This is a genomic window from Bacillus sp. ABP14 (genome assembly GCF_001831375.1).
Taxonomy (GTDB): domain Bacteria; phylum Bacillota; class Bacilli; order Bacillales; family Bacillaceae_G; genus Bacillus_A; species Bacillus_A paranthracis.
Genome location: NZ_CP017016.1, coordinates 1,696,415 through 1,723,024, shown reverse-complemented (window position 1 = coordinate 1,723,024; position 26,610 = coordinate 1,696,415). Strand labels below are relative to the sequence as shown.

23 protein-coding genes, 1 riboswitch and 1 other annotated feature are annotated in these 26,610 nt (G+C 34.6%); of the genes, 6 read left to right on the top strand and 17 right to left on the bottom strand.

The genetic code is table 11. The features are described 5' to 3' along the window. Positions 1 to 14: 14 nt before the first annotated feature. Both hflX and BGI23_RS09045 read right to left on the bottom strand, forming a co-directional pair. Complete coding sequence (hflX, locus tag BGI23_RS09050) at positions 15 to 1,274, bottom strand: GTPase HflX (RefSeq protein WP_070805735.1); 1,260 nt, start codon at positions 1,272 to 1,274, stop codon at positions 15 to 17. A gap of 483 nt (positions 1,275 to 1,757) precedes the next feature. Further along, positions 1,758 to 2,312, bottom strand: coding sequence for a cobalamin biosynthesis protein CbiN (locus BGI23_RS09045; protein WP_070805734.1), 555 nt, complete (start codon positions 2,310 to 2,312; stop codon positions 1,758 to 1,760). 174 nt (positions 2,313 to 2,486) lie between these two features. On the opposite strand from BGI23_RS09045, the gene BGI23_RS09040 reads away from it, so the two are divergent. After that, positions 2,487 to 3,470, top strand: coding sequence for a ketoacyl-ACP synthase III (locus BGI23_RS09040; RefSeq protein ID WP_070805733.1), 984 nt, complete (start codon positions 2,487 to 2,489; stop codon positions 3,468 to 3,470). Positions 3,471 to 3,520: 50 nt separating this feature from the next. Here BGI23_RS09040 and BGI23_RS09035 read toward each other — a convergent pair whose 3' ends face one another. From BGI23_RS09035 to BGI23_RS09015, 5 genes are all read right to left on the bottom strand, one after another. Further along, positions 3,521 to 4,786, bottom strand: a complete 1,266-nt coding sequence (locus BGI23_RS09035; RefSeq protein WP_070805732.1) for an MFS transporter — start codon at positions 4,784 to 4,786, stop codon at positions 3,521 to 3,523. 214 nt (positions 4,787 to 5,000) lie between these two features. Continuing rightward, on the bottom strand, positions 5,001 to 6,749 hold the full coding sequence (locus BGI23_RS09030) for an MFS transporter (RefSeq protein ID WP_070805731.1): 1,749 nt from the start codon (positions 6,747 to 6,749) through the stop codon (positions 5,001 to 5,003). A gap of 35 nt (positions 6,750 to 6,784) precedes the next feature. Further along, complete coding sequence (locus BGI23_RS09025) at positions 6,785 to 7,324, bottom strand: PadR family transcriptional regulator (protein WP_000678338.1); 540 nt, start codon at positions 7,322 to 7,324, stop codon at positions 6,785 to 6,787. 194 nt (positions 7,325 to 7,518) lie between these two features. Next, entirely contained in the window at positions 7,519 to 8,313 is a 795-nt protein-coding gene (locus BGI23_RS09020) for a polyphosphate kinase 2 family protein (protein WP_070805730.1), read from the bottom strand. A gap of 272 nt (positions 8,314 to 8,585) precedes the next feature. Further along, the gene (locus BGI23_RS09015; RefSeq protein WP_000661601.1) at positions 8,586 to 8,894 is read right to left on the bottom strand and encodes a hypothetical protein; all 309 of its coding nucleotides are present in this window, start codon (positions 8,892 to 8,894) and stop codon (positions 8,586 to 8,588) included. 91 nt (positions 8,895 to 8,985) lie between these two features. Here BGI23_RS09015 and BGI23_RS09010 point away from each other — a divergent pair, with 91 nt between their 5' ends. Beyond that, positions 8,986 to 9,450 (top strand): hypothetical protein, encoded by a 465-nt coding sequence (locus BGI23_RS09010; RefSeq protein ID WP_070805729.1) that lies wholly within the window; start codon positions 8,986 to 8,988, stop codon positions 9,448 to 9,450. 19 nt (positions 9,451 to 9,469) lie between these two features. On the opposite strand, the gene BGI23_RS09005 is transcribed toward BGI23_RS09010, so the two are convergent. The 4 genes from BGI23_RS09005 to BGI23_RS08990 all read right to left on the bottom strand — a co-directional run bounded on the left by BGI23_RS09005 (position 9,470) and on the right by BGI23_RS08990 (position 14,148). Next, complete coding sequence (locus tag BGI23_RS09005) at positions 9,470 to 9,748, bottom strand: hypothetical protein (RefSeq protein WP_000905834.1); 279 nt, start codon at positions 9,746 to 9,748, stop codon at positions 9,470 to 9,472. A gap of 29 nt (positions 9,749 to 9,777) precedes the next feature. After that, a complete protein-coding gene (locus BGI23_RS09000; protein WP_070805728.1) occupies positions 9,778 to 11,040 on the bottom strand; it encodes an MFS transporter in 1,263 nt (420 codons plus the stop codon). 195 nt (positions 11,041 to 11,235) lie between these two features. After that, a complete protein-coding gene (locus BGI23_RS08995) occupies positions 11,236 to 12,648 on the bottom strand; it encodes an S-layer homology domain-containing protein (RefSeq protein WP_048551857.1) in 1,413 nt (470 codons plus the stop codon). A gap of 255 nt (positions 12,649 to 12,903) precedes the next feature. After that, positions 12,904 to 14,148 (bottom strand): N-acetylmuramoyl-L-alanine amidase, encoded by a 1,245-nt coding sequence (locus BGI23_RS08990; RefSeq protein ID WP_070805727.1) that lies wholly within the window; start codon positions 14,146 to 14,148, stop codon positions 12,904 to 12,906. A 170-nt stretch (positions 14,149 to 14,318) separates the two neighbouring features. Here BGI23_RS08990 and BGI23_RS08985 point away from each other — a divergent pair, with 170 nt between their 5' ends. Further along, the gene (locus BGI23_RS08985; RefSeq protein ID WP_000070008.1) at positions 14,319 to 14,804 is read left to right on the top strand and encodes an 8-oxo-dGTP diphosphatase; all 486 of its coding nucleotides are present in this window, start codon (positions 14,319 to 14,321) and stop codon (positions 14,802 to 14,804) included. A gap of 29 nt (positions 14,805 to 14,833) precedes the next feature. Here BGI23_RS08985 and BGI23_RS08980 read toward each other — a convergent pair whose 3' ends face one another. From BGI23_RS08980 to BGI23_RS08970, 3 genes are read right to left on the bottom strand one after another with little or no spacing between them, the layout of a single operon-like run. Beyond that, positions 14,834 to 16,459, bottom strand: coding sequence for a YndJ family protein (locus tag BGI23_RS08980; protein ID WP_070805726.1), 1,626 nt, complete (start codon positions 16,457 to 16,459; stop codon positions 14,834 to 14,836). Between the two features lie 5 nt (positions 16,460 to 16,464). Beyond that, positions 16,465 to 17,070, bottom strand: coding sequence for a DUF4166 domain-containing protein (locus BGI23_RS08975; RefSeq protein WP_070805725.1), 606 nt, complete (start codon positions 17,068 to 17,070; stop codon positions 16,465 to 16,467). Positions 17,071 to 17,073: 3 nt separating this feature from the next. After that, complete coding sequence (locus BGI23_RS08970; protein ID WP_070805724.1) at positions 17,074 to 17,982, bottom strand: DoxX-like family protein; 909 nt, start codon at positions 17,980 to 17,982, stop codon at positions 17,074 to 17,076. A gap of 191 nt (positions 17,983 to 18,173) precedes the next feature. Continuing rightward, a riboswitch (Lysine riboswitch) is annotated at positions 18,174 to 18,360 on the top strand. A gap of 199 nt (positions 18,361 to 18,559) precedes the next feature. On the opposite strand from BGI23_RS08970, the gene BGI23_RS08960 reads away from it, so the two are divergent. Then, entirely contained in the window at positions 18,560 to 19,789 is a 1,230-nt protein-coding gene (locus BGI23_RS08960; protein ID WP_070805723.1) for an aspartate kinase, read from the top strand. 348 nt (positions 19,790 to 20,137) lie between these two features. Continuing rightward, complete coding sequence (locus tag BGI23_RS08955; protein WP_070805722.1) at positions 20,138 to 20,590, top strand: VOC family protein; 453 nt, start codon at positions 20,138 to 20,140, stop codon at positions 20,588 to 20,590. A 194-nt stretch (positions 20,591 to 20,784) separates the two neighbouring features. Here the strand turns inward: BGI23_RS08955 and BGI23_RS08950 are convergent, their stop codons facing one another. Both BGI23_RS08950 and asnA read right to left on the bottom strand, forming a co-directional pair. Further along, on the bottom strand, positions 20,785 to 21,222 hold the full coding sequence (locus BGI23_RS08950; protein ID WP_070805721.1) for a helix-turn-helix domain-containing protein: 438 nt from the start codon (positions 21,220 to 21,222) through the stop codon (positions 20,785 to 20,787). Positions 21,223 to 21,363: 141 nt separating this feature from the next. Continuing rightward, positions 21,364 to 22,347, bottom strand: coding sequence for an aspartate--ammonia ligase (gene asnA, locus BGI23_RS08945; protein WP_070805720.1), 984 nt, complete (start codon positions 22,345 to 22,347; stop codon positions 21,364 to 21,366). 70 nt (positions 22,348 to 22,417) lie between these two features. Beyond that, positions 22,418 to 22,676, bottom strand: a binding site (T-box leader). Positions 22,677 to 23,081: 405 nt separating this feature from the next. On the opposite strand from asnA, the gene BGI23_RS08935 reads away from it, so the two are divergent. Then, on the top strand, positions 23,082 to 23,216 hold the full coding sequence (locus BGI23_RS08935) for a DUF3934 family protein (protein ID WP_061657016.1): 135 nt from the start codon (positions 23,082 to 23,084) through the stop codon (positions 23,214 to 23,216). A 94-nt stretch (positions 23,217 to 23,310) separates the two neighbouring features. Here BGI23_RS08935 and BGI23_RS08930 read toward each other — a convergent pair whose 3' ends face one another. Beyond that, complete coding sequence (locus BGI23_RS08930; RefSeq protein WP_070805719.1) at positions 23,311 to 26,505, bottom strand: DEAD/DEAH box helicase; 3,195 nt, start codon at positions 26,503 to 26,505, stop codon at positions 23,311 to 23,313. Between the last annotated feature and the right edge of the window lie 105 nt (positions 26,506 to 26,610).

The following is a 26,610-nucleotide window of genomic DNA, read 5'->3' as shown; positions in this document are numbered from 1 at the left end:
GATCGCCTTTTTTATTAAATTGCAAAACGCTTATATTTTTCGTAATCGCTCGTCTTACATTCTACTTCTAGTTTCGTACCTTCGTTTTCATAACTTGTAGATAGAACGTGCGCATGATTATTGAAATAAGAAACTACCTGTCCTTGATCATATGGAATTAACATTTCACACTTCGTATACTCTTTATAGATGTGTGAGCGAATCATTTTTACAAGTTCTTCAATTCCAACGTGTTTCTTCGCTGATAAATAAACACGGTCTTCTTGTACTTTCGGAATTTCAACATCTACCATATCTGATTTGTTATAAGCATAAATTGTTGGGATATTTTCTACTCCAATTTTCTTTAACGTTTCATTTGTAATATCAATTAACTGTTCATAATTTGGATTTGCGTAATCTACAACATGAATAAGTAGGTCTGCTTCCGCTACCTCTTCTAATGTTGACCGGAATGCTTTCACAAGATGATGCGGTAATTTACTTACAAATCCAACTGTATCTGTTAATAAGAATGATTTGTTATCTGGTAAATCAATATTTCGCACCGATGTTTCTAACGTTGCAAATAACATATCTTTTTCAAATACTTGTTTTTCTTCTGTACCATTGTAAATTTCAAGCATCGCATTCATCGTCGTTGATTTTCCCGCGTTCGTATAACCTACTAATGCTACAACAGGAATTTCATTTTTCTTACGTTGTTTTCGCTGCGTTTGACGCTGCGCAACAAGAGCTTCTAAATCTTTATTTAAAACTGAAATTTGTTCTTCAATTTTACGACGATCCAACTCTAATTTCTTCTCACCGACACCTTTATTTTTCGTACCAACACCGCCGCTCTGTCTTCCTAACGATTCACGAAGACCAATTAAACGAGGCATCATATACTGAAGGTGGGCCACTTCTACTTGCAACTGCGCTTCTTTCGTTTTCGCACGTTGCGCAAAAATGTCTAAAATTAATATGGTACGGTCAATTACTTTACAATCTAAATCTGCTTCTAAATTTCGAATTTGAGAAGGCGATAATTCGTCATTAAAGATGACCATATTCGCACCTACTTCATTTACATAGGCTGCTACTTCTTCAATCTTTCCTTTTCCAATATAATGGGATGGATTTACACGTTGTAAATTTTGCGTCACTTGTCCAATTACCTCTACATCACAAGCTTCTGCAAGATTCATTAGCTCTTCCATCGAATATGCAAAATCATCCTCATTACCTAAATTTACTCCAACTAAAACTGCTCTTTGTAATAATTCTTCCATATATTTATTCCTCCATTTCGATTACGAAAAATAAAAAACACAGGTCGCTGCCTGTGTTTTCGTAAACGGATAAGGGTTCACCAAAGAAACAGGAGCAAGCTATACTTTCATCCTATCTCATAGTCAATAAGTCCCAAAATCATATACGTATCCACAATAAGTGTTCACCTATACGATCCCATTCTATTTATAAAGGCAAAACAAAAAGAGGGCGTATTCGTCCCTCCCTCTTTTTCACATATAAGCTTAATAAAGGGTTCCTTTAAAATAGGCAGACCAATCCCGTTCACTCTGTACACAGACAGAGCCTTTGAGCGCTATTCAATTATTGGCACAAAGTATTGAGACGTAATCTGATTAAGATCAAAGGAAGCCCCTCCGTTCATTTTAAGTTACATAAAGTGTAGCATAAGTAATTCGCTTTCACAAGGTTTAACAACCTATATCACACGAAAGAAAATCTTTATATTTTTACTTTAATCGTCATTTTTTGCGCGTTCTTCTCACGATAAAAATCACAAGAGTTACTATCAGTAACAGACCTATAGAAATGATAGCAACTTGCCACCTACTGAAACCGCTCACCATCTCCCCTTTTAAATCCACTTTCTTCGTTGGAACAGACTCTTTTGCAATTTGACGTAAAGCCACTTTGTCCGCCCCTACCTCATCTAATCTCTTCGTTCCACTACAACTATTTGTGTGTAATTGTTTTTCAGATCCTCTTTGAGAAGAATATATTAAGTACTCTCCTCCTTCCACAAAATGAAACACACAATCACCACCATTTGTATATACAATAATTTGCGAAGAATTTGTCCCTTTCCAAATTTTCTTCGCTTCAAATAATACTTCAATTCCACCTCCTTCTTTCCTTCCAACCTCAATTACTTGTCCCTCAAACACTACATCGTTTTTTTGAAAAGCCTCTTCTGCTGATACGTTAATACAATCACAAGCATAAGATTTCTCTGGAAAAATAATAAAAATAAAGCTACAAATAATGGCAAAAGGCAACATGCGTAAAATTGTTTTCAAGGAGCTCAACTCACTTCATTATCAATTTTAGAAACTTCTCGTATATTATTTTTACAACACTCGCTAAATTCCTTCATAGTAAGCTAAGTCGTTCAATACACTAAAAATCTATATTGACATTTTTATAACCTGATATTAGTATCAGGTTATAAAATAAAGTTAGGAGCTGTTCCTATGAATTCTAAATCCCGTATTACTGCAATTGGCACTCATGTTCCAAATCAAATATTATCTAATAATGATTTAGAAAAAATGATCGATACGAATGATGAATGGATTGTACAAAGAACCGGAATGAAGGAAAGAAGAATTGCTTGCGAAGACGAATACTCCTCAAACTTAGCCATTAAAGCAATTGAAAATTTATGTACAACATATAAGAAAAACTTAGAAGATGTCGACTGTATCATTGTCGCTACTACTACTGCTGATTACGTTTTCCCTAGTGTTGCTTGCCAAATACAACAATACTTCAACATACCTCATACAATGGCATTTGATTTAAATGCCACTTGCGCTGGTTTCACATATGGCTTGCACGTCGGTAATAGCTTGATTACTTCTGGATCACATAAAAAAGTACTTGTCGTAGCGACAGAGACATTATCAAAAGTTACTGATTACTCCGATAGAACGACCTGCATTTTATTTGGCGATGGTGCTGGAGCTATTTTATTAGAAAGAGATGAAAACAAAACGAGCTTTATCGCGTATCACATGGGCACAAACGGTGACGGCGGAATTCACCTATACAGAACAAATTTATCTACCACTATGAATGGCACACAACTACAAACAAATGAAAAAATCGTTCAAAATGGGAGAGAAGTATATAAATGGGCAACACGTACAGTGCCAGTAGGTATAAAAGAAATGTTACATACTGCAAATATGAAAATGGATGATATAGACTGGTTCATTCCTCATAGCGCTAACTTACGAATGATTGAATCTATTTGTGAAAAATCTCAAATTCCAATACAAAAAACATTAACGAGCGTGGAATATATGGGGAATACATCTTCTGTCTCTATTCCACTCGCTCTAGATTTAGCTAGAAAAGAAGGGAAATTAAATAACGGAGACACACTTTTACTGTACGGATTTGGTGGTGGTCTTACACATTTAGGTCTTATTGTGGAGTGGAATTTAATTTAAGTTTATAAAAAGAGGTTCTAGTTAGTAACTAGAACCTCACTTCAATTTCGTTATCCTTTTCGAGACCATATCACAACAGGAATAAGCATGAAAGCTAACACTCCTCCAGCTAATGACAATGCCGCATAACTTGAATTCGCTACTACCATTCCTGACATCGCTCCACCAGAAGCTCCAGCTAACGCAATAAACACATCTATCTTCCCTTGTGTTTTTGCACGTGTGGAAGGTATAGTTGCATCAACAATTTGAGCAGTACCACTGATTAAACCGAGGTTCCATCCTAATCCGAGTAAAGACAAAGCAACGATTAATAGTATTAAAGAATCACTCGGCGCTAACGCCGCTATGACACCTGCTGCTAATAAAATTACTCCGCCAGCTATACTCATCGTAGTTCTTCCAATTTTATCAATTAGCATTCCCGTAACGAGAGATGGAAGGTACATTGCACCGACATGAAAACCAATTACAAGACCTACTGCACTTAAAGCGTGACCGTGGTGTCCCATGTGAACTGGCGTCATCGTCATAATTGCAACCATCACGATTTGAGTAAGTATCATTACGATAGCTCCAACAGTAATACCTCGCTTGTTTTCTATTGGCTCTTCTGTTATTGCTTGCCCTTTATATGTATGTTCTTGTTTATATGATTCTATCATATTAGCAATAAGTAACGGATCGGGACGAAGCATAACAAATAAAACAAGACCCGCCAGTATAAATGCCGCTGCTGATAAGATGAACGGACCAGCAAGTTCAGGAATTCCAATTGAATGAGCAAACCTTCCCATTACACCTACTAAATTGGGACCTGCGACTGCACCAAAAGTCGTCATTACCATCGTAATACTAATGGCAGTTGCTCTTTGCTTCTTATTCGCTAAATCCGTTCCAGCATAACGCGCTTGTAAATTTGTAGCTGTGCCCGCGCCATATATGAGTAAAGAAACTAGTAAAAGAATAATACTATTTATTAAAGCTGCCATCACAACTCCAATAGCCCCTAACCCGCCTACTATAAAACCTCCTGCAAGCCCTACGCGGCGACCATACTTTTGCGATAACTTCCCAACAAAGAAAGCCGCTATCGCAGATCCCATCGTAAACATAGCAGCCGGTAAACCTGCAAATGCATCTGTCCCAAGCATTTGCTGCGCAAGAAGTGCACCTACTGTAATCCCAGCAGCTAACCCAGCTCCGCCGAACATTTGTGAAATACTTACGATTATTAATGTTCTTTTGTATAATTTTTGTTGCTCTTCTTCTGTATACATACGATTGTTTATTGAAACATCGGCTGTATCTATCATTTCCTCACCCTCTCTATAAAACTAATCCCCCTTGTTAATGTACTATAGAACAGCAAAATCCCCAAATTTATAATGCTGAAATTTATTTATACATGTAAAGAACCCCACGGTTTACGTTTCACTCATTACCGAAGGGTTCCCATAATAATTATACTAATTTTTTCACAGCTAGCATTCCATCATTTGAGTATAACTCACCTTTAGATTATTTCCCTTACACTCCCCCTACAACTCTTTCTCCTCTCTTTTTACTCAAAGCCTTTCCTTCCCAAAATAACAAACTCACTAAAGCAAAGACTAAAATAATTGGCACACTCGCTTTATATAAATCTGTAAAACTCATCGCCATCTGATTCTTAGCATAATAGTTTACATCATTCGAAAATGCGAGTACTTCTTTCTTTATACTTTCCTCTTGTTTTTCAACTTCATTTGTCACTTGATTCATAACTTCTTCTCTTTTTATATCTCTATATTCTACTGGAACAGCATTTAACACTTCATCTACTTTTTGGTGAATTAATTCGTCTTTTTTCTCTTTATGTAACCCTACAAATTTTTCATTTTGATGCTTTTCTACATTCGTTTCTATACTTTGATTCTCTATTTTTTCTTTTGTCATTTGTAATATCTCCGCTTGCTGAGTATTACCTACATGAATATTACGCACCTTTTCTTCTGCATAACGATATACATTCTCTTTATTTACAGTTAAGTTGTGAGTTAAGTTAGATACAAATATTGCGACCGCTAAAACAATACCTACTTGCCGCAACATTGATACAACACTTTGAGAAGCAGTTAATAATTCCCCTTCAAACGAAGAAGCACTTAAAACTGTAATTGGACCTACTACTAAACCATACCCAACACCCAATATCATACATGGAATAATAATTTCTATATTTGTTGAATTAACATCAATCATTTGCAACCAATAATAAGATAAGCCCATAACAAGAAAGCCTGACAAAATAATAGTTACTTTTCCGAGTTTTTTAATTAAAGTTGCTGCAGCTGGTGAGACAAAAAATATCATTGCTGAAATAGGTGTCACTAAAAAAGCTGCTTCAATTTCCGTTCGACCTTGTATTTTCGTCAAGAACGTCGGAAGCAATACAGTAACTCCAATTAAAAATACATTACTTAATATAACAACGATAGATGCTCCAACAAACATTCGATCTTGAAATAAATTTAAATTCACCATCGGATTATGAATCTTTCGTTCTACTAAAACAAATAGAATAAGAGAAATAGTGCTAATTGCATAACAAAACAAAGCTATATTACTTTGCCATCCCCATGTATTACCTTTTACTAATATGAGAGTAAAAGAAAAAATTGCTGTGCTACTTAATAGCAATCCTATCCAATCTATTTTTGAGATAATACGTTCTTCATTTTTTATTTGTAACATAAAGCAGCATAAAATGATTCCAAGAATACAAATTGGAACATTAACGAAGAACACCCATCTCCAACCGAAATTTTGTGTAATAATTCCACCGATTACTGGTCCCATTGCAGCTGACAATCCTTGTGTTACGCCTAAAATTGCTAGTGCAACATGCCTCTTAGCTAATGGCATAGCTGATACACCAATTACCATACTAGTTGGAAATAAAATCGCTGCCCCTACACTTTGTATAAAGCGAGAAAAGATAAGAAAATCCCCCGTATTAGCAAAAGCACAAAGTACCGATCCACCACCAAAAATCACCAGACCAAAAATATACATCTTTGCTTTTCCAAAGATATCAGCTATCCGCCCTAGCGGAATAGCGAGTACAGCTATTGTCATTGTATAAACATTTAATACCCAAGACATCTTTTCTAATGAAGTATTTACACTCGTTTGTATCGCCGGTAAAGCTATATTCATAATTGTCGTATCAATCATACAAAGAAATATACCTAAGCACATTAAAAAGACAATCTTAATACCCTTTGATTGTTCCATGTTCTTCTACCCCTTTATTTATTATGAACGTTTTTTCACTCTTCCATTTTATTGTGTTCTTTTGCTTCTAGTTGCTCTAGTTTTCTTTTCAAAGTCTCTACTTGAGCACTATACGATGCGATTCCTACATCAAGTGAAATTTCCTCAACAAAAGTAATACCTTCTCTCCACTTTTCATATTTCAGACGTAGATCCGCAATGTATGCTTCTTTCCTTTCAATTTCGTCCTTAATCCATTTTTTTATCGCCTGACCATCGCTATAATTACCGAAATACATCCTCATTAAAAAATCTGAACGTAAAACATCTTTCTCTACATCCGTTTGCATGTATTGATAAAACTCTTCACGCCCTGCATCTGTAATAAAGTACATTTTCTTATTCGGTTTCCCTTCTTGCATAACAACTTCTTTTTTTATTTTCCCCTCTTTTTCCAACTGACGTAACGTTGGATAGATCATCCCAAAACTTCCATCAAAGAAATGAGTAAATACATCTTCAAACACAATTTTAATATCATAACCAGACAATTCTTTTCCCATTAATAAACCTAAAACAACATCTCTTCCTTTCAAAATAAGACCCCCACATAGTATATAATCAATAATCATATTAACATTATTAATATGATTATTGATTATATACCTTATTCTGTTATTTGTAAAATGTTTCTAAATAAAAAACACCCTGTAATTTTATTGTTCAAAATTACAGGGTATTTCTACTTTATATTTCATAAACAAACTTTGTACTATTTTACAACTACATCTTAATTCGTTTTAAAATCTTCTGTCTTACCCTCTTTCATCTCATAATAATACGAAGGTAATTCTATATTATGTTCTAAAAGGTAATCCTCAATTAACGAAATAATCACTTTTAACGTTTTCAAACGAGCGAATAATTTATCGTTACTCGCGATAATTTGCCATTTCGCATTTGGTCTATTTGTTTTTTCAAACATTTCTTCCATCGCTTCAACATACTCGTCCCATTTTTCACGGTTACGCCAATCTTCATCTGTAATTTTCCATCTTTTTAAAAGATTGTTCTCTCTATCCTTAAACCTCTTTAACTGTTCATCTTTACTAATATGATAGAAAAACTTCCCGATTATATAATGATCATCTGTTAGTAGTTTTTCAAAATCATTAATCTCGTCATACGCTCTCGTCCACTCTTCCTTTGTAGCAAAACCTTCAACACGCTCCACTAACACACGGCCGTACCATGAGCGATCAAAAATAGTAATTTGCCCGTACTGAGGAAGTTTACGCCAGAAACGTTGCAAGTAATGGTATCGTTTTTCATGAGGTGCTGGTGCTCCAATTGGATTTACTTGAAACCCACGCGGATCAAGGTGTTCCGTCACTCGTTTAATCGCCCCACCTTTTCCAGCCGCATCCCAGCCTTCCATAACGAGCATAACTGCAATTTTTTCTTCTTTTACAATTTGCTGCAACGCTAATAAGCGCCTTTGATATTTTTCAAGTTTCTTATTGTACTTAGATTTCGATTCAATTCTTTTCGTTACATCTACTTTAGCAAGAACTCCATTTTCCATAAAACAAATCCCCCTTGTTGTATGACACTGTTATTTTAACATATCCATTGGGATTTTTTTCAAATTAAAATTTTTTTCGAAAAACAATCTCTACTTTTTTATATCGATAAATTAACTTCACCAATATAACTTTTAAGCACACCTATTATTAATTACAAAAACAAAAAAGGAGACTATGCAAAAAAATCTCTACACAGTTTCCTTTTTTAAGATATATGTCGCTTACTTAGAAAGACTAACAATAAAAATAGGAACTCCATCGATTCATCATACTACAAACGAATAACAGGCGGAATACCTCCTTCTGGTAAAAAATAAGCAAATACTGTAAATCCAATGATTAACATTGAAAATAATGTTATTATAATTCCACCTGGTAATGTTAGAAAAAGAGTATTCGGCCTTCTCTTCATAGAGAAAATCATCGAGTATACCCCCAGAAGAAGACTTATTATAGCAATAGTCACATAAACAACTACTGCATACCATGGATTGAGTTCTAATAAAACACCAGAAATAAATATATACAAAAATAATAATTGTAGAAAAATACTGCTTCCCATACTTACGAGTTCTTTCAATATATCCTCCCCCCTAAATCGCATGGTATATTATCTCAAAAAGAGAAGAAAATAACAAACAAATTCATTAAAGAATGGGAGCTCTCAAAAAATGAAACGAAAAATATTAACTCTCTTTACGCTTATATGCTTAGCACTACCAATACAAGCTAGTGCATACACATTTCAATCACTACCAATTGCATCAAAGTCTAAACAATGGTATATCGAAATTGATAAATCTCATAACGTAAACAAGCAAGCAATCCAGCCAAAACAAGGTGTATTTGATACATATAGTTTACTCGTAAAAAACATCGGTCATGATGTATCAAACGTATCCGTGGAAATACTTGATAACAATCCTACCTCTAAAGCTACCTTTAAACCTACTACATCTAATGAAAATATTTCTAAAAGTCATACAAGCTTTGACTACATGGTATTCCCATTAGACTTTAATAGCCATAATTTTAAAGTTGTGATTACTTGGGAAGAAAAGAACTTTTCTTACAACGGCCATCCAGTAAATGAAAGTAAAAAACTGAAACAAACATTTGTATTTAATGAAGAGTAAGCCCTAATTTAATTAGGGCTTACTCTTCATTTACAAAACCAGTTTGAATGGCTTCTGTCACTTCTTTTGTGATGTCCAGTTTTGTTGCATCGGTGCTAATTTTCTTATGCCAAATATGCACGGAAGGCTTTTCGTTACAAAAATGTTTTATTAATACTAGTTGATTATATGCTAGCTTATTTTCTCTATGGGTAGCAATATAGACTGTGAAATTTTTTGCTTCAAAGATCTTTTCCTGCAAAGTATATTGGTTGTCCCATTCCTTTGCGACTATATCGTTCAAATTTTTTATAAGCATATAAGTCGTTCCCACCTTCCCTTATATCATCAATCAAATCTTCGAATACTCGGCACACATAATGCTACTCCAATTGTTACAAGTACTAAAATAGCTAATGTTATAATCGTTATCTCGCCACCTATGACAGTAGCTAACCATCCTACAACTACATAACCTAGTGGCAATAAAGCAAATGAACCTAACATATCAAGGCTTGCCACTCTTCCAAATGCTTCTTCTGGCACGAGCTCTTGTAAACTCGTTTCCCAAATGAGTCCAAATATCATCATACCGAACCCTTCAATTGCCATTAATACAATTAAAACAGGTGCCCAAGTAATGAACGGCATTATTAAAAGCGCACAACCACTTATTAAAACACCACCATAGGCAAGTATCCCCCGCTTATACCACCGTTCTCTCCCGCCGAATATTAGCGCAGCAACTACAGCTCCAACACCAGAGGATGCCATTCCTAATCCATACACATATGCTTCAAAATGATGATGAACATTAAATAACCATGGAATTAATACGACGATAATTCCTGCATAACAAATATTGATGAAAGAAAAGACTAAAATTGTAATCCATAGCCACGGATGACTTTTTAAAACAAAAACACCTTCCATAAACTCTTGTTTATAATCGACTTTTTTCTTTTCAATAGGTTTTACTTTTTTAAACTTTATTTCTCTTAAAAATAATAAACAAAAAAATGATAACAAATATGTTACTGCATCTAGTCCAAACCCTATTCCGGCAGATGCAACTGAAACGATCAATCCTCCAAGAGCCGGTCCAATTAGTCGTATACCTTGATTGCTCATTTGCGTTAATGAATTAGCTGCATTTCGAATTTCTGGTACAAATACTTTCGCTCTTACAGCCGCATATGCTGGCTGAAATATCCCTTCCATAAGTCCATATAATGCTACAAGTACATATAGAAGTGGAATTGTTAAAACATCCATAAATATAAGTATTGCAAGTAATAGCATTAATACGCAGCGAATTATATCTGTAAATAACATTACTTTCACCCGATCCATTCGATCTACTACTAATCCAGCAAACGGTAACGCAAGAATATTAGGAAGCATGTACATTGCCATAGTCATTCCCATTACAACTGTTGAACCAGTTAATGAATACACAACGACTGGCAAAATAACCATCGTTATCGAACTACCTAAAGTCGAAAGCAATTGCCCGATCCATAAAAATTTAAAATGTGGTGACGCTTTAACCGGCAATAACAATTTACCGATATAACTTAAACTTTTCTCTGTTGGTATTTCTCCTTGCATATACCTCTCCTCTTTTCAAATTAAGTTAACAATAAAACAAAAACAGAAAATTCAATCTTCAACACTTTTAATTATATATGAAACGGTTTAATTATTGGTAAAAACATAAAAAAGAAACTCATACTGAATCTAAAAATATTACATGTTAAATATAAATAAAAAAGGTGTTTTCATAAGTGAAAACACCTTTTTTATTTATAATTTTAAGTTTTTCTTCAATGTCCAATATTTTTCTTGCGCATTTTCAAATGAAAATTCTACCCAGCCATTTGGATCTTCACGATATACATTTACTTTTGTACCATTTTCTAGTTTTCCAACTTCATTTTGTGTCACATTTGGTACACTCTTAATTGGATTGTTAAACGGGAATGGAACTTGATAGTAAGATCCTACCGATTGGACAGTAGCTTTTGCATCTTTTGCATAATCTGTATAAGGAATCGCTTCACTTAATACTTCTACATTTAATGTATTAGGGTTTTTCGGTAGTCGTTTTGCATTTTGGTAATCTGCTTTATTAAAAGGCTTAATGCGTTCCATGATATTAGCGATTTTCCCAGCCCATGCTGTATCTGTTGAATACATAACATTCATTGCTGGCAATGTGTAACCTTTGAAATATCTTGCACCATCTTCTAAGTAGTTCTTTTTTACATAATCAGCGTTATATGAAATACTTAGTCCGTATGACGGTAAATATTTTGCATATGCAAATGGATCACGATCATATGCTCTTAAACCAAATAAATTATGTTTACGATATGCAATTTCTGATTTACCGTAACCAGATTCTAAGATTGCATGTGCAGCTAAGTATAGTGCATTCACACCATACTCATTTTGCGCTTTAATAAAGTCTTGTCCAATTCCAACTAACGGGCTATCTGGATGGAATCTTTGAATATAATTATCAATCTCTTGCGCTGTTACGTTAGATGGTAATGTCACATCTAGATTAATATATGATGGTTGTTCAACAGGAACATCCTTTTTTATTTGCATCGCTTTATATAAAAGTTGTGCATAGCCTTCACGCGTTAATACACCTGATGGATCAAATCCTCCAAGTCCATTCCCTGCCGCTACACCATTAGATTGCAATGCACTAATTGCTTCCTTTGCCCACCAATATGTTGCATCTATATCATCAAATGTATGTGGTGCTTTTACTTCTAATTTAAATGCTTTTTGCAAAATAACAGACATCTCCGCACGTGTTAATGATTCTTTCGGTCTAAACGTTCCTTTATCATCACCTACGAAAATCCCCATATCTGTTAATGCTAAAATTTCCTTTGGGAACATTGTCGTTCCTGCACTAATATCAGAGTATGGATTTTTATAATCACTTTTTGCTTCTGGTTTTAATGCGCGATACATTAATGCTGCTACTTGCTCACGAGTTACAACATCTCCGAAGCCGAATTTACCATTATCGTAACCTGCAATAATCCCTTTTGACGTTAAATCATTAATTGCTTCAAGTGCCCAATGATTTTTTGGAACATCTGGAAATTCTTTTGTAGATGCAAACGAAGTTGCTGGAGCCATCACTACTTGAAGCGCGACTGTCACTGCTAACACATTAGAAATAACTTTTTTCATAAATTTTTTAACACGTTTTTTATATGCTTGTCCCGTGTTAACTTGCCTCCCTTTATCGTATAATTTTCCCTATTAAACTAACACACTCTTAAATAGTCAACAGTAAAAGTATACGTGATAAAAATCAACTAATCTACCATTATTTTATTTATAATCAACATAATACGATATATCTTTTTATTTCGATACAAAATTACATAAAATCATATAAAAAGCCCATCTCTATGTAGACGATGGACTTAGCAATCAATATTGTTATTTAGCTAAACGATATTTTTCAACATCGAAACCTTTCCACTCATAATAATCTAAAATCCCAGCATAAACTGCCTCAGCAGCAATTTGTCTTCCTGATTCAGTAGCTAATTTACCATTATCTATATCATTATCAATAAAGGCAAGCTCTGTTAAAACTGCTGGTACTGTATTATTATTTACTACATAAAGTGAGTGATTGTCTTTTATATTTCTATCTCTTGTATGTAGTGCTTCTACTACTCTATTTTGAATTTTCTTTGCTAACACTTCACTATCCTTTTCAATCTGTGTCTCTTCTCCACGCTTGGATTTTTTATAATAATACGTTTCCGTTCCATGACCATCATGATTTTCAGAAGAATTTGCATGAATGCTTACAAATATATCTGCATTGTTCTCTTGACCAAATTTCACTCGATTCGCAAGAGATTCATTTTTGTTACTTCCTGGATTTCCGTTCTCTTCACGTGTTAATAAAGCTTTTAAAGGTGTATTTTTTTCTAACAACTTCTGTAATCTTAAAGATGTATCAAATACGATTTTACTTTCCTCTACACCTTGCCCTGGATTCCCTGGATCAAATCCTCCATGACCAGGATCAATAATAACTACCTTTTCTACTAAAGGGTTACTTATTTTAAGAGAATCTGCCTTTTTTATAAATTGAGCTGCCTCTGCTTTAGTTAGAATTTTTTCGGGCTCCCATTTGTCACCAGTTCCAATAGAAATCCCTAATTCAACTAGAATGTTAGCTTTTGCTTTACCCCAACTTTTTTCTAGATCACTAAATTTAGTTGCTGGAGTACCATTTACTTTAGAATCTAATTTGTAAGCTTCTACAATAAGAGAGGCCATTGAAACTCGGTCAATTTTCCCAGTTGGATCGAATACGCCCGCTCCTTTCCCTTTTACAACGCCAGCTTTTTCTACAGCTGCGATGAATGGGGTATACCATTGGTTTTGAGAATCACCGAAAGATGGTTTAGCATTTTTATCGATTGGTAAGTTTAAGATTTGAGCCATCATTGTAGCTGCTTCTGCACGAGTGATTTCTTTTCCTGGCTCAAACATTCCTTTTTCGTTACCTGTAACTGCACCTTTCTCTACTAAATAGTAAATAGAGTCTTCTGCCCAATGTTTAGCTGGGACATCTGGAAATTTTTTCGTTTGCGCGAAACTACCAGATGAATAAGATAATATACTAGCTGCAATTACTCCTGCTGCGATTATTCTATTTTTCATAGAATATATTCCCCTCTCAAGTACGATGTATTGATGTAACAGACTAATTATAGTTCTGAAAATTAGTAATAGTCAATTGAAAATTGTATAATTTTGTATTATTATTGTATTTTTTGTCATACATAACTATAGTTAAAAACTATAAGATTTTATTAAGAGGAGAGATTCATATGAGCAACAATTGGAAAGATATAGAGCACCGTATGTATACAATGTGTATGATTCAGCGGAATAACAAAGTATTGTTAATACAGCGCCCCAATCACCTTGGCTTCCCTGGTTACATCGCTCCTGGCGGAAAAGTAGATTTTCCAGAAAGTATCGTTCAAGCTACTAAACGGGAAGTAAAAGAAGAAACTGGATTACTTGTTTCAACCTTAACCTTTAAGGGATTAGATGAATACGTAAATCCGAAAGAAAATGTTCGATATATGGTATTTAACTATTGGACAGATTCATTTGAAGGTGAGCTTCTTGTGGACCCTCCTGAAGGTAAATTATTATGGGTACCAATCGCTACAGCACTAAATCTTCCTATGCAAGATTGGTTTAAAGAAAGATTTCCATTATTCTTTGAAAAAGGTACATTTGAAATTCAACGTGTTTGGGACAAAGACTTAGATAAACAAGTCGCTATGACAATTACCCATACGTAAAAAAAGCTTGGAATCTCTCCAAGCTTTTCTTACTTCTCCTCTATTTTCTTAATCTCATAATCAATTTCTAAAAACTTAACTCCAAATATCCACATTTTATGGTTAGCTTCTAACATTTGATTGGTGCCCTCTTTAATAATAAACGTCTCAGCTAACGGTAAACGGATTGTAAAGAAACGAGTATGTATATAGATCCCCTCATCTCCCTTACCATTTCTCCTCAGCTTACTAGTAATAATTAAATTATTATTATCATTACGTAATTTTAAAACCCCCGTCATATTCGAATATGGTAGAGGCAATGCGATATTCATATATGTCTCATTCTTATACGTATGTTTTGAGTAAAGAGCTACAAAAATAGATGCTCCTGCTTCATTTTTCCTTAACCAAGCTCTTACATTCTCCCTTCCATCCTTCTCATCCATTATCCCTATGATAGAGCCGTGCATCGTTTCCCACTTGCCGCCCATTCCTAAATGTATTTGTCCTACACGCTTACTCATTTTCTCATAGCAAAATGCAAACGGGCGGAACCAGCGAGTCCATTTAATATGCGATTGTAATTCATACTCTGTTGTATTTTCATAAAAACGAATAATACTTACAGGAATCTTGGCCCTATCAAATATCCCACTATGGAAATCATTCATTTTATCAACTAAACCTTTGTATTCCTTGCTATCTATTACATTTCTGTTATGTAAAAATGCTTCACCAACTGTCGCCTCTCCTCTTAATTTGCTCATTGGTTTCCCGTAATATTTATAGTTCGGAACACTCTTTTCAATCATCCAGCCGACAAATGCCGGCAACGCTACTCCAATTCCATTAACAACACCGTGAATCCAAACCATTTGAGCAATTGTAATCGTCATTACATGTTTCAAATTCCCATACGAATATATAAGTGAAAACATAATTGTTACCATGAGTGTACTAGACGATATGATTAGGAGGATTTTTGCGCTGATAGCATTAAATTTCGCCCGCCAAACATAAATTCCATACCCATAAATCGCACATAAATATAGGAACACTGCAAAAAATTCAAATACCCTTGAGTGCGTAATTCCAATCGCAACTGTCATCGGTGAAATGACTATAATAAACATAATTGCATCATATACTTTACTGCTCTTTTCTCTCTTCCGCCCTATTAAACCAGCTGATAATGGCAATAGAAACGCCGAATAATGAAAGTGTGCAGCTGTGAGTAAAACAATGTCAGAAGTAAACTGCATAATCGAAATCTTTGCTACAGAAGCAAAAAACCAAAAACCACCTAAAAACAAATAAATAAACGCACTATCGATAGCTGTCTCTTCTAACGGTGTCCATCCTCTTTCTAGTAATCTATTTATACCAAATAACGCAACGATCCCCGTATATACAAACCAAATTATCGCAAAGATATATTGATTTGTTACGAAAGCTAACATTGCACAAATCGCTGCTATCGGATATAAAAACGATACGGATTTATAAAATAATAAATACGATCCATTTCGTGCTCTTTTATCAATAATACAAAAAGACATCGGTATACATAACAAAATAGATAATAAAATAATTGCTTCAACTGGGTTTACATTTGACCACTCACATATTAGAAAAATAATATAACAAGCAAGCCCAACTATTATATTTTTCATATCATTTATTTCCTCTCCACAAATGTTCCCCTATATGAAAATAATGAACCAATTAACGGATTGCATACTTGTACATGAATTCGAAAGCACTGTTTTGTTTCATCATAACTTTCTACAATGTTGGCCTCTCCGTATAAGAATCTAGGTAACGGGATTTTTCTTCTAAACATGTAAAACCATTGTTTCTTTGAAGAAATATGCATCGCCCCCATCTCATCAATATGAAAATTCAGTGTAGAAACAAGTATGTGTGGTTCACCAAAATAATCTACAATTTCATTTTCATCGAATTTCATTACCGCATTAAAATATCTTTTCTTATTACGAAAGTAAAAAGTACGATTCCACCGCACAAGTTCCTTTCCATGTTCATCTCGCTCAGCGGTATTATGTATTGTAAATGGCACTTTCTTCCCACGCTCAGGGAAAAACATTCGAAACTTCGATGCAATTTTTAATATCAATTTTACGAAAAAAGAACCTCCGTAAATTTCATCCATCTTTCCTTCTCCAGTAAAGCTATTTTCTTCTGTAATCTCATAGCGTTTCTGTAATTTTGGATGAAGTTTTTTATAAGAATCCCCTAATAGTCTTTCATACATATTAGCCATACATTATCCCTTTCTCTTCCTCTTGCAATTTTTTGCACTTGGTAAATCAAAACTATTTATATAACCGACAATCGATACCCCCATTAGTAAAACGTTTAATGTAATTGGATTAAACGGCTCTGTAAAGCTTACGATATTCGTAAATCCTGCCACTATCGTTAAAGCTATTAACATAAAAATATGTAGTATAAATAATTTTTGTTTTGGAACTGGAAATATCCATATGATACCAAAAATAATTTCTAACATCCCTATTACTTTAAGAATTGCAATACTATTTCCAGTTGAATCAATACTCGCAGAAAGCATCTTCATCTCTTCTGGATGACTGAAAATTATTTTTGGGAAGATCCCTTGATACATCCATACAAATGCAAATAAAAAACATACGAGCCAATATGTCATTGTTTTTCTAATTAGTAATCTAGGGTGAAGCCCCTTTTCTAACCATAATTTTAAAGCATCAAAACTCCAAGCAGTTGCCCAGCCTAATAACGGCCGAAACATATAGAAATCTATTACATTCCCTATACGACCATACCTCGTATCATAATCATATTGCGTCTCAAAATGAATATGTTCTTTACAGGGTGTATACTTCCAATAACCACGCCCTATTTGAATAAGAGATAATGTATTATCCGTCCAAAATTTTAAAGAAGAAATACGTTCTCCCGTTTCTTTTCTTATCTCACCTATCGATTCACCTTCTCCAGCTATTTCAAGTCCAAATCCGATCTTTGTTTTATATAAAAATTTCTGTGGTTCTCCTTCTTGTTTTTCTAAATACGAAATTTCAGTAAAGCGAGCATCCCATTCTGTATGTATATGTGGTTCTTGCGTGTATTCCCATAATTTCTCCATTGTTGTGTTCATTTCTGCCGAAACATAAATAGGCTTTTTCCCCTTCATTCTTCCACCTCCAATGCACTATAATTTTAATGTACATGTAATATATTTATTTTGCTATATTTTTCACAAACTTCCTCATAAAAAGATAGAATTTTTAAAATATATATAAAACACTTGATTCCTCGAAAAATTTAAATTATTATAAAACAAATGTTACCAACAACTTCATAAATCAAACACTCTCGCCTAAAACGTGAGATAGAGGTTGCGATACTTATGAGTATTCTAATGGAGACACAGAGATGTCTATGAAATTAGATGAAAGGAAGTATTGCCGAAATCGATATATTTCTCTGTATGTATCGATTGGGGCTGTTTTCGAATAGAAACAGAACTGTCATATGTACAGACATGTACGTATGAAGAGCTATCTACAAAAAAGAGATATCATTTTTATGGTATTCCTTTTTTGGCGGTTTTTTTATTAGCTCCGTTTTCTGTTTCCCTTTTCCTGTAACAGCACCATCCTCACTTATTTGAGATGGTGTTTTTTGTTTTTCTCTGGTAACTACAGGAATATTGGGATTTATATATGTCCTAATCTATTCTTAAAAATGGATGAAAGAAGGAATTCGTAATGGAAACGATTGTACAAAAATTTGGTGGCACTTCTGTCGGAAGCGTTGAACGCATTCAACATGTAGCAAATTTAATTATTGAAGAATATGAAAGAGGACATAGTATCGTCACTGTCGTTTCGGCAATGGGAAAAAGTACAGATGAACTTGTCGTACTCGCTAACGCGATTACAGAAAATCCGAGTAAACGCGAAATGGATATGCTTCTATCAACAGGAGAGCAAGTGACTATTTCATTATTAACGATGGCACTTCAAGCAAAAGGTTATAACGCAATTTCATTAACAGGATGGCAAGCTGGTATTACGACAGAATCTGTACATAATAGTGCACGGATTACTGACATTCATACAGATCGAATTCAATCTTATATTGCTGAAGGTACGATTGTTATCGTAGCTGGCTTCCAAGGCGTTAGTGAAAACCATGAAATTACAACGCTTGGACGCGGTGGTTCTGATACAACTGCTGTTGCATTAGCTGCTGCACTGAACGCAAAAAAATGTGATATTTACACAGATGTGACCGGCGTATATACGACGGATCCACGAGTTGTAAAAGATGCTTATAAATTAGATGAAATTTCTTATGACGAAATGTTAGAACTTGCAAATCTCGGTGCTGGTGTATTACACCCGCGTGCTGTTGAGTTTGCTAAAAATCATAATGTCATTTTAGAAGTTCGCTCAAGTATGGAACAAGAAAATGGAACAATTGTAAAAGGAGAATGTAACATGGAACAACAATCAATCGTTAAAGGTATTGCATTTGAAGATAATATTACACGTATCACATTGAAAGGATTGGAACATGGCTCGCTTTCAACAGTTTTCGCTACATTAGCAGCGGCACATATTAATGTAGATATCATCATTCAAAGTATTACAAATGAAGGAACTGTTCATCTCTCCTTCTCCATCCATTCTAATGATTTAAAAGAAACATTAGAAGTATTGGAACAAAATCAAGAGGCACTTCACTATGAATCAGTAGAATATGAAAATCATTTAGCAAAAGTATCAATTGTAGGATCTGGTATGGTATCTAATCCAGGTGTTGCTGCGAATATGTTCACTACTTTAAAAGAAGAAGATATTCATATTAAAATGGTAAGTACATCAGAAATTAAAGTGTCTGTCGTTATTGACCGCCTTCATTTAGTAACAGGTGTCGAGGCGCTGCATCAATCATTTATGGCGAAAATTGAGCCTTTAGTGCAGATGAGCTAATTTCTACTAGTAAAAATTAAAACGAATTATATGAATCTACTTCTTTCCTATATAAATAGAAAGCTATTTGCATATAGAGTAATAAGAAATGTATTTATCATTTAAATAATACACTTCATTCTATACAACGATCGGGCCCTTTAAGAGCATACAGCGTAGAAACATTTTCCGGGGAAATTGCGGTATTGTTTGTTAACAAGATACTATATGACATACTTAAAAACACCTTGTCACATTTTCCTAAACTGTGACAAGGTGTTTTTGTTTGAAAGGAATTTATAACTTTTTAATAGTATAATGAAGATGATGATTAGATAATACACTTTTACATATAAGGAGATAAAGACAATGTCAAAAAATAAATTACTCAGAATGGACAATGTTAGCATCGTTGTAGAATCCCTTGATCATGCAATCTCTTTCTTCGAGGAGATTGGGTTAAAACTCGAAGGGCGCGCCACTGTAGAGGGTGAATGGGCTGGTCGCGTAACCGGACTCGGTTCGCAGTGCGTAGAGATTGCTATGATGGTGACTCCAGATGGCCATAGCCGAATTGAACTTTCGCGATTTCTCACACCACCTACTATTGCAGATCATCGAACAGCTCCTGTAAATGCCCTTGGTTATTTACGTGTCATGTTCACCGTTGAGGACATTGACGAAATGGTATCGAGACTGACTAAGCATGGTGCTCAGCTTGTTGGTGAAGTAGTTCAATACGAGAACTCTTACCGACTCTGCTACATTCGTGGAACGGAAGGCATTTTAATCGGTTTAGCGGAAGAACTCGGTAACAAATAAGTAATGTTTTACTGAATTAAAAATATTTGGAAGAAATTTACAATCAATAAAACTTAGATTTTAAACCCCGTCCTAACTTTAGAACGGGGTTATGCTTGTTTGGACTTTTTAACATACTATCAACATCTCAAAATTACCATAAAACAATTCAGTTACTTGTTATAATCTTTCCTAGGAAATATAACTGACTCTTCTCACTTCTTATCATATATATCTTTTCTTTTGAAAAACGATTTGAACTCATTCAACATAACTTTCTTTACGTCAGAATAAAAAACCATCATGAATAATGCTATTCCTAATAATATCTCTTGCATTCCTTCATAATCTACGAAAGCACTCACAATTAGCAAACCAAACCCAATATAAAAACCAAACTCATTCTCTTTCTCAAAATCCTCATCTTCATCAATATGTATTTTCTCTTTAAAGCTTTCGTTTCCTTTTATTAATTCATCTAGCGTGACATTATACATTTCGCTAAGCAAAATTAAATTATCAATATCCGGACAGCTTTTATCATGTTCCCACTTATACACTGCTTGCCTTATCACACCAATTTTCTTAGCAACATCTTCCTGTGAAAATCCTTGTGACTCTCGTAATCTTTTAAGTTGTTGTCCTAAGCTCATAACGTCGCCTCCTTTAACAAATTATTACATAAAAGGTTCCAAAAAAGAAAGAAACCATTAGTAAAACTCACTGTAAACCATTCGTTTACACAGTAAAAAAAGAGAGAATAGCTCTATATTTAAGTTATCCTCTCCCTTCTATTAAAACAGATGAATGTTTTCCTTCTTGCAAGCTTCACGTAAATCGTCAGGCCATACAGAAGATTGAACTTCACCGATATGTGCTTTACGTAAGAAGTACATGCACATTCTTGATTGTCCAATGCCACCGCCGATTGTTAATGGTAGTACGTCTTCTAGTATACCTTTATGGAAATCATACTCACGTTTATAGTCTTCACCTGTTTTCGTTAACTGCTCATCAAGTGATTTACTATCAACACGAATTCCCATTGATGATAATTCGAATGAAGATTGTAGTACTGGGTGCCAGAATAAAATATCACCGTTTAATTTCCAATCATCGTAATCAGCAGCGCGTCCATCATGCTTTTCACCTGAACGAAGTGCATCACCAATTCCGATAATGAAGACTGCACCGTGTTCTTTTGCAATTGCATGTTCACGATCTTTCGGTGTTAATTCTGGATATTTATCTTCTAATTCTTGAGAAGTAACGAAAACAATTTCTTCCGGTAAATACTTTCCAAGGAACGGATATTTTTCAAATAAGTGATCTTCTAAATCTTTGAATATTCCATAAATTGTTTGTACTGTTTTTTGTAAGTATTCAACAGTACGCCATTCTTTTTGAACGATTTTTTCCCAATCCCATTGGTCAACATAAATGGAATGCGTTGCATCAAGTTCTTCATCACGACGAATCGCGTTCATGTTTGTATATAAACCTTCACCAGCTTCATATCCGTATTCATGTAATGCAAATCGTTTCCATTTCGCTAGTGAATGAACAATTTCTAATTCTTCTCCTGAATGTAACATATCAAATTCAATTGGACGTTCTACACCGTTTAGATGATCGTTTAATCCTGATTTTTTCGTTACGAATAATGGTGCAGATACGCGGAATAGTTCAAGGCGTTTTGCTAATTGGTCCTCGAAAAATGTTTTAACTTCCTTAATTGCGATTTGAGTCTCTCTTACTGTCATTAATGATTGATACATGGTGGTTTCCTCCTAAAATGTTTGGATGTTGTGAAAAGAAGCCAACAAAAAAAGCCCTTCTTTCCCAAAAAACTGGGACGAAAGGCTTTGGTTCCGCGGTACCACCCAAATTAGCAACAGAGGTTGCTCACTTATACAATACGGAGATGAAATATCTCGATACTGTTCTTCTTGTAACGGCGAAGTTCCCGGCTAAGTCTACTTTCCTATAAAGGATTTCGGTTAGCAACTCCAGGAGGTTCTTCATAATAGGCTTCGTATCAGGCTCACACCACCCCTGACTCGCTTAAACTACGTCCTACTACTACTCGTCCTTTCATAGTCGTTTTGTTGTCACATCTCTGAAACATTTTATTAATGATTATTCTATACAAAAAATAAAGAAAGTCAACAAAAATTTAAAAATATTTTTCAATTCTTTATTTTACGTCTTTATTGATTGTTTTCAATATAACATCTTCACTTCTTTTGCTTCGTCAATCCAAAAAACGTTTCACTAACCGAAACTAACATATACACAACAAGTAATGTAAACGTCCGAAATATAGAATCCGCAGTATTTCGTATTATTTTCATTTTCTTTGTAATTCCTTTCAGTTTACGTGCAAATTCGTGTTATACTATAGCATTCAAGCAGTTTATTTTTACTTAAAGCAATCATAGTCATTTATAAAGAGTATGTTCTAAATCATTGACTATTATCAAATAAGATTTTTATATAACGGAGTGATCATATGAGTAAAACGAAAGCAAAACCGAAAAAAGGTGTAGGACAAGGTACAGGAAGTAAAGGATGGAACCGTTGGCAATCAAGTGCAAAGAAGAAGGCAGCTGCCAAGCCATATAAAAGTAAAGGGAATAAAAAGTAAATTCTGTATTATCTCTTTACTTTGTTCAAAACAAATTATAATTATTACACGAAAAAAGCTATGCTCTCATACATGTGAAAGCATAGCTTTTTTATTAAATCATTAAAATATCTCGTATTTCTTCCTCCGTGATTGATGATAATTTCTCTTCTCCCGGCTCAATCACTTCAGCAATTAAATTTTTCTTACTTTCTTGCAGTTCATGCATTTTTTCCTCGATTGTTCCGTGTGCTACTAATTTAATAACTTGTACCGTATTTTTCTGTCCCATCCGATATGCCCGATCTGCTGCTTGTTGTTCAACAGCTGGATTCCACCATAAATCGTATAATATAACCGTATCGGCACCCGTTAAGTTAAGCCCCGTACCACCAGCTTTTAAAGAAATGAGAAATAGTTCCCCTTCTCCTTCGTTAAATCGATTACATAGTTCTACACGTTCTTGCGAAGATGTATTTCCGTCTAAATAAAAGTATGGAATTGCTTGACGATTTAATTCACGACCAATAATGGACAGCATCTTCGTAAATTGAGAAAAGATTAAAATTCTCTTACCAGTACTTCTACATTCCTCTAATATGTCTAACAGTTGCTCAAATTTAGCTGAACTTCCCTTGTAATCATCAACGAATAAAGCGGGATGACAGCAAATTTGTCGTAATCTCGTTAAGCCGGCTAAAATTCTAATTTTATTTTTACGTAACGTATCTTTGTCCAAATGCTTTAATGTTTCTTCCCTTAATTTCGCTAAGTAAGCAGCATATAGTCTCTTTTGATCTGGTAATAACTCCGATGACTGTAAGTGCTCTATTTTATCTGGAAGCTCCTGTAATACATCTTCTTTTAGTCGTCTTAATACGAACGGTTTTACGCGCTTCGCAATATCTTCACGCCTTAAATCACCGAATTCTTTTCTTCCTGGTAATAATTCTGGAAATACGACGTGAAAGATAGACCATAGCTCTTCTAATGAATTTTCTACAGGCGTTCCCGTTAGTCCGAAACGATATTCAGCTTGAATTGTTTTCACTGCTCTTGCAGTTTGCGTTGTCGGATTTTTAAACGCCTGTGCTTCATCAAGAAATAGTGTGTGAAACGGCCTCGCATACGATCTTACATCTCTTCTCAGTAATGGATATGACGTAATGACGACATCAAATTCCGCTACGTCTTTTAAAATTTTTCGTCGTTCTGTTTGATTTCCATCTGCAATAACCGCTCTAATATGCGGCGCGAATTTTTTCAACTCGCTTAACCAGTTGTAAACTAGAGACGATGGAGAAACGACCAATATAGGCAGCTTCTTCTCTCGAATTTCAGACAGAACAGAATCTATATAAGCAATACTTTGCAGCGTTTTTCCAAGTCCCATGTCGTCTGCTAAAATACCGCCAAAACGGTAATAGGCGAGTGTCTTCATCCACTCAAATCCGTATACTTGATACTCTCTCATTACAGCATGTAAAGTTTGTGGCACTGTAAACTTTAATTTTTTCGGATTTTGAATACTTTCCACTAGATCTTGCACAGACTCATCTAAACTTAAAACATTACCTTCATGAAGTCCGTTCATCCATTTTACACTTCGAATGAGCGGAACATTCACTTCTTCCCCACGTAAAAATTCTTTTCGAATACCTGATTCTTTTACAAACTGATTAATTTCATTAAACTCTTTACTCTCTAGTGATAATAAAGAACCATTCGCTAGTCGGTAATATTTGCGTTTCTCTTCCAGAGCCACTAACACACCTTTAATTTCCGCTTCCGGTATTCCTTTTATATCAAAACGAAATGATAACCAATCAATTCTTTCTTTTCTTCTCACTCTAATAAGTGGCGCTGTATCCCCTTTATGAATACGTAATTTGATTGCTGTTGTCGCGTAAATATCAACTAAACCTTTTAACGTTGGAACGATGTGATATAAAAAGTTATACTCAGCTTCTTCATTATGCATAAAGTAGCCACCTTCTGTTTTCGCAAAAGCACTTTCACTCATAATGTCTAAAATCTCTTTTTCCTTTTTCTCATCACGATTAAAAACAGAAGGTTGCCCGTCTTCTTCTAGCGGATTAATCACGACGTTTCCATAATGGAATTCGAGCCCTGCTAGCAAACGATTTTTTACTCGATCTAAATACAGCTTTGCTTTTAGCAACGGCGTTTCAACACGATCGGATATTACTTCATCAATGCGCACTGTTCCAAGTTTCATTAATCCAGGCACAACTTTCGCTACGAAATGTTCCATCTTATTTTCAGGAATATAAAACTGATTGCTATTTGAGCGACTCATCATCTTTTGCAATTCAATAAGTCGCATACAATCTTCCATAGATAAATGATATAATTTCCCATCGTAAAGAGCGTTGTTATACATCTCCATAACTCGAACACGATTTAGACCGTCTATATGAAGGGTAAACCCGCCATTATTCCCTTTCGTAAACTCAAAATGTAATGGCAATACCCCTTTTGAAATGTGTAATCCCTGAAACAGTTGCTCATTTTGTTTCAGCTGTACATACTCGGCTCTAGAAAGTGCAGAGAGCATATCATTCCACGAAGCTGGCGGTATAAATATCATACTTTCATCTTGTTTCGCATGTACTTCTAGTGCATCTTCATACATTTTTTCATTATGATATATTTTAATGAGTTGTTGTATAATCGCGTCTGTTTCTTGTTTAAAACTGTGTACATCTGGCGTATATGTAAATTCATTGGAACAATGAAAAGTCTCTCTCTTCTCCACTTTAGAAAGAAATTCTCTAATATGATTTATAAAATATGTTTTCGCAAGTTTTAACTGAATTCCAAGAAGAGCCCCACCGCTTTTCGTCGCTACTGGTAAACATATAAACGCAACATCTAATATTTCACGTGTATCAAACCGATGTTGTTTACTTTTTGGCCTCAGTGGTTTATCTGCAAACAACTGAAACATCCCGTTTGTTAATTGATCATTTCTGCTACTAACAGAGCCCATTCCACCCGTTTGCTGGTTATAATTTATTTGTATCAATACAGCTGCAACATGTTGACAGTACGTTTGGAAAGATGCTAACGAAGGACAACTACATCTCGCAACAACATCACCTTTCTTAGCTTTTTCTACTGTAACATGGAAATCCTCGTTCCCTTTTACCGTCGCCTCACAAATTTCTTTCGTTTCATCATAGTAATTCACGATTACTTTATTTGATTTATAATAAGCTTCGCCTCTTTTATATGAGGTTTCTCCACATACTTCTTTAATAATCGATTTATTTAATGTAAAACTCATTGTTTTGACACTTCCTTAATGTAAAACCATTTTCTCTTACTTAACATTTTACATGCTTCACGAGAAAATATAAAATGTTGATTTAACAAAAAAAGATGCTTATTT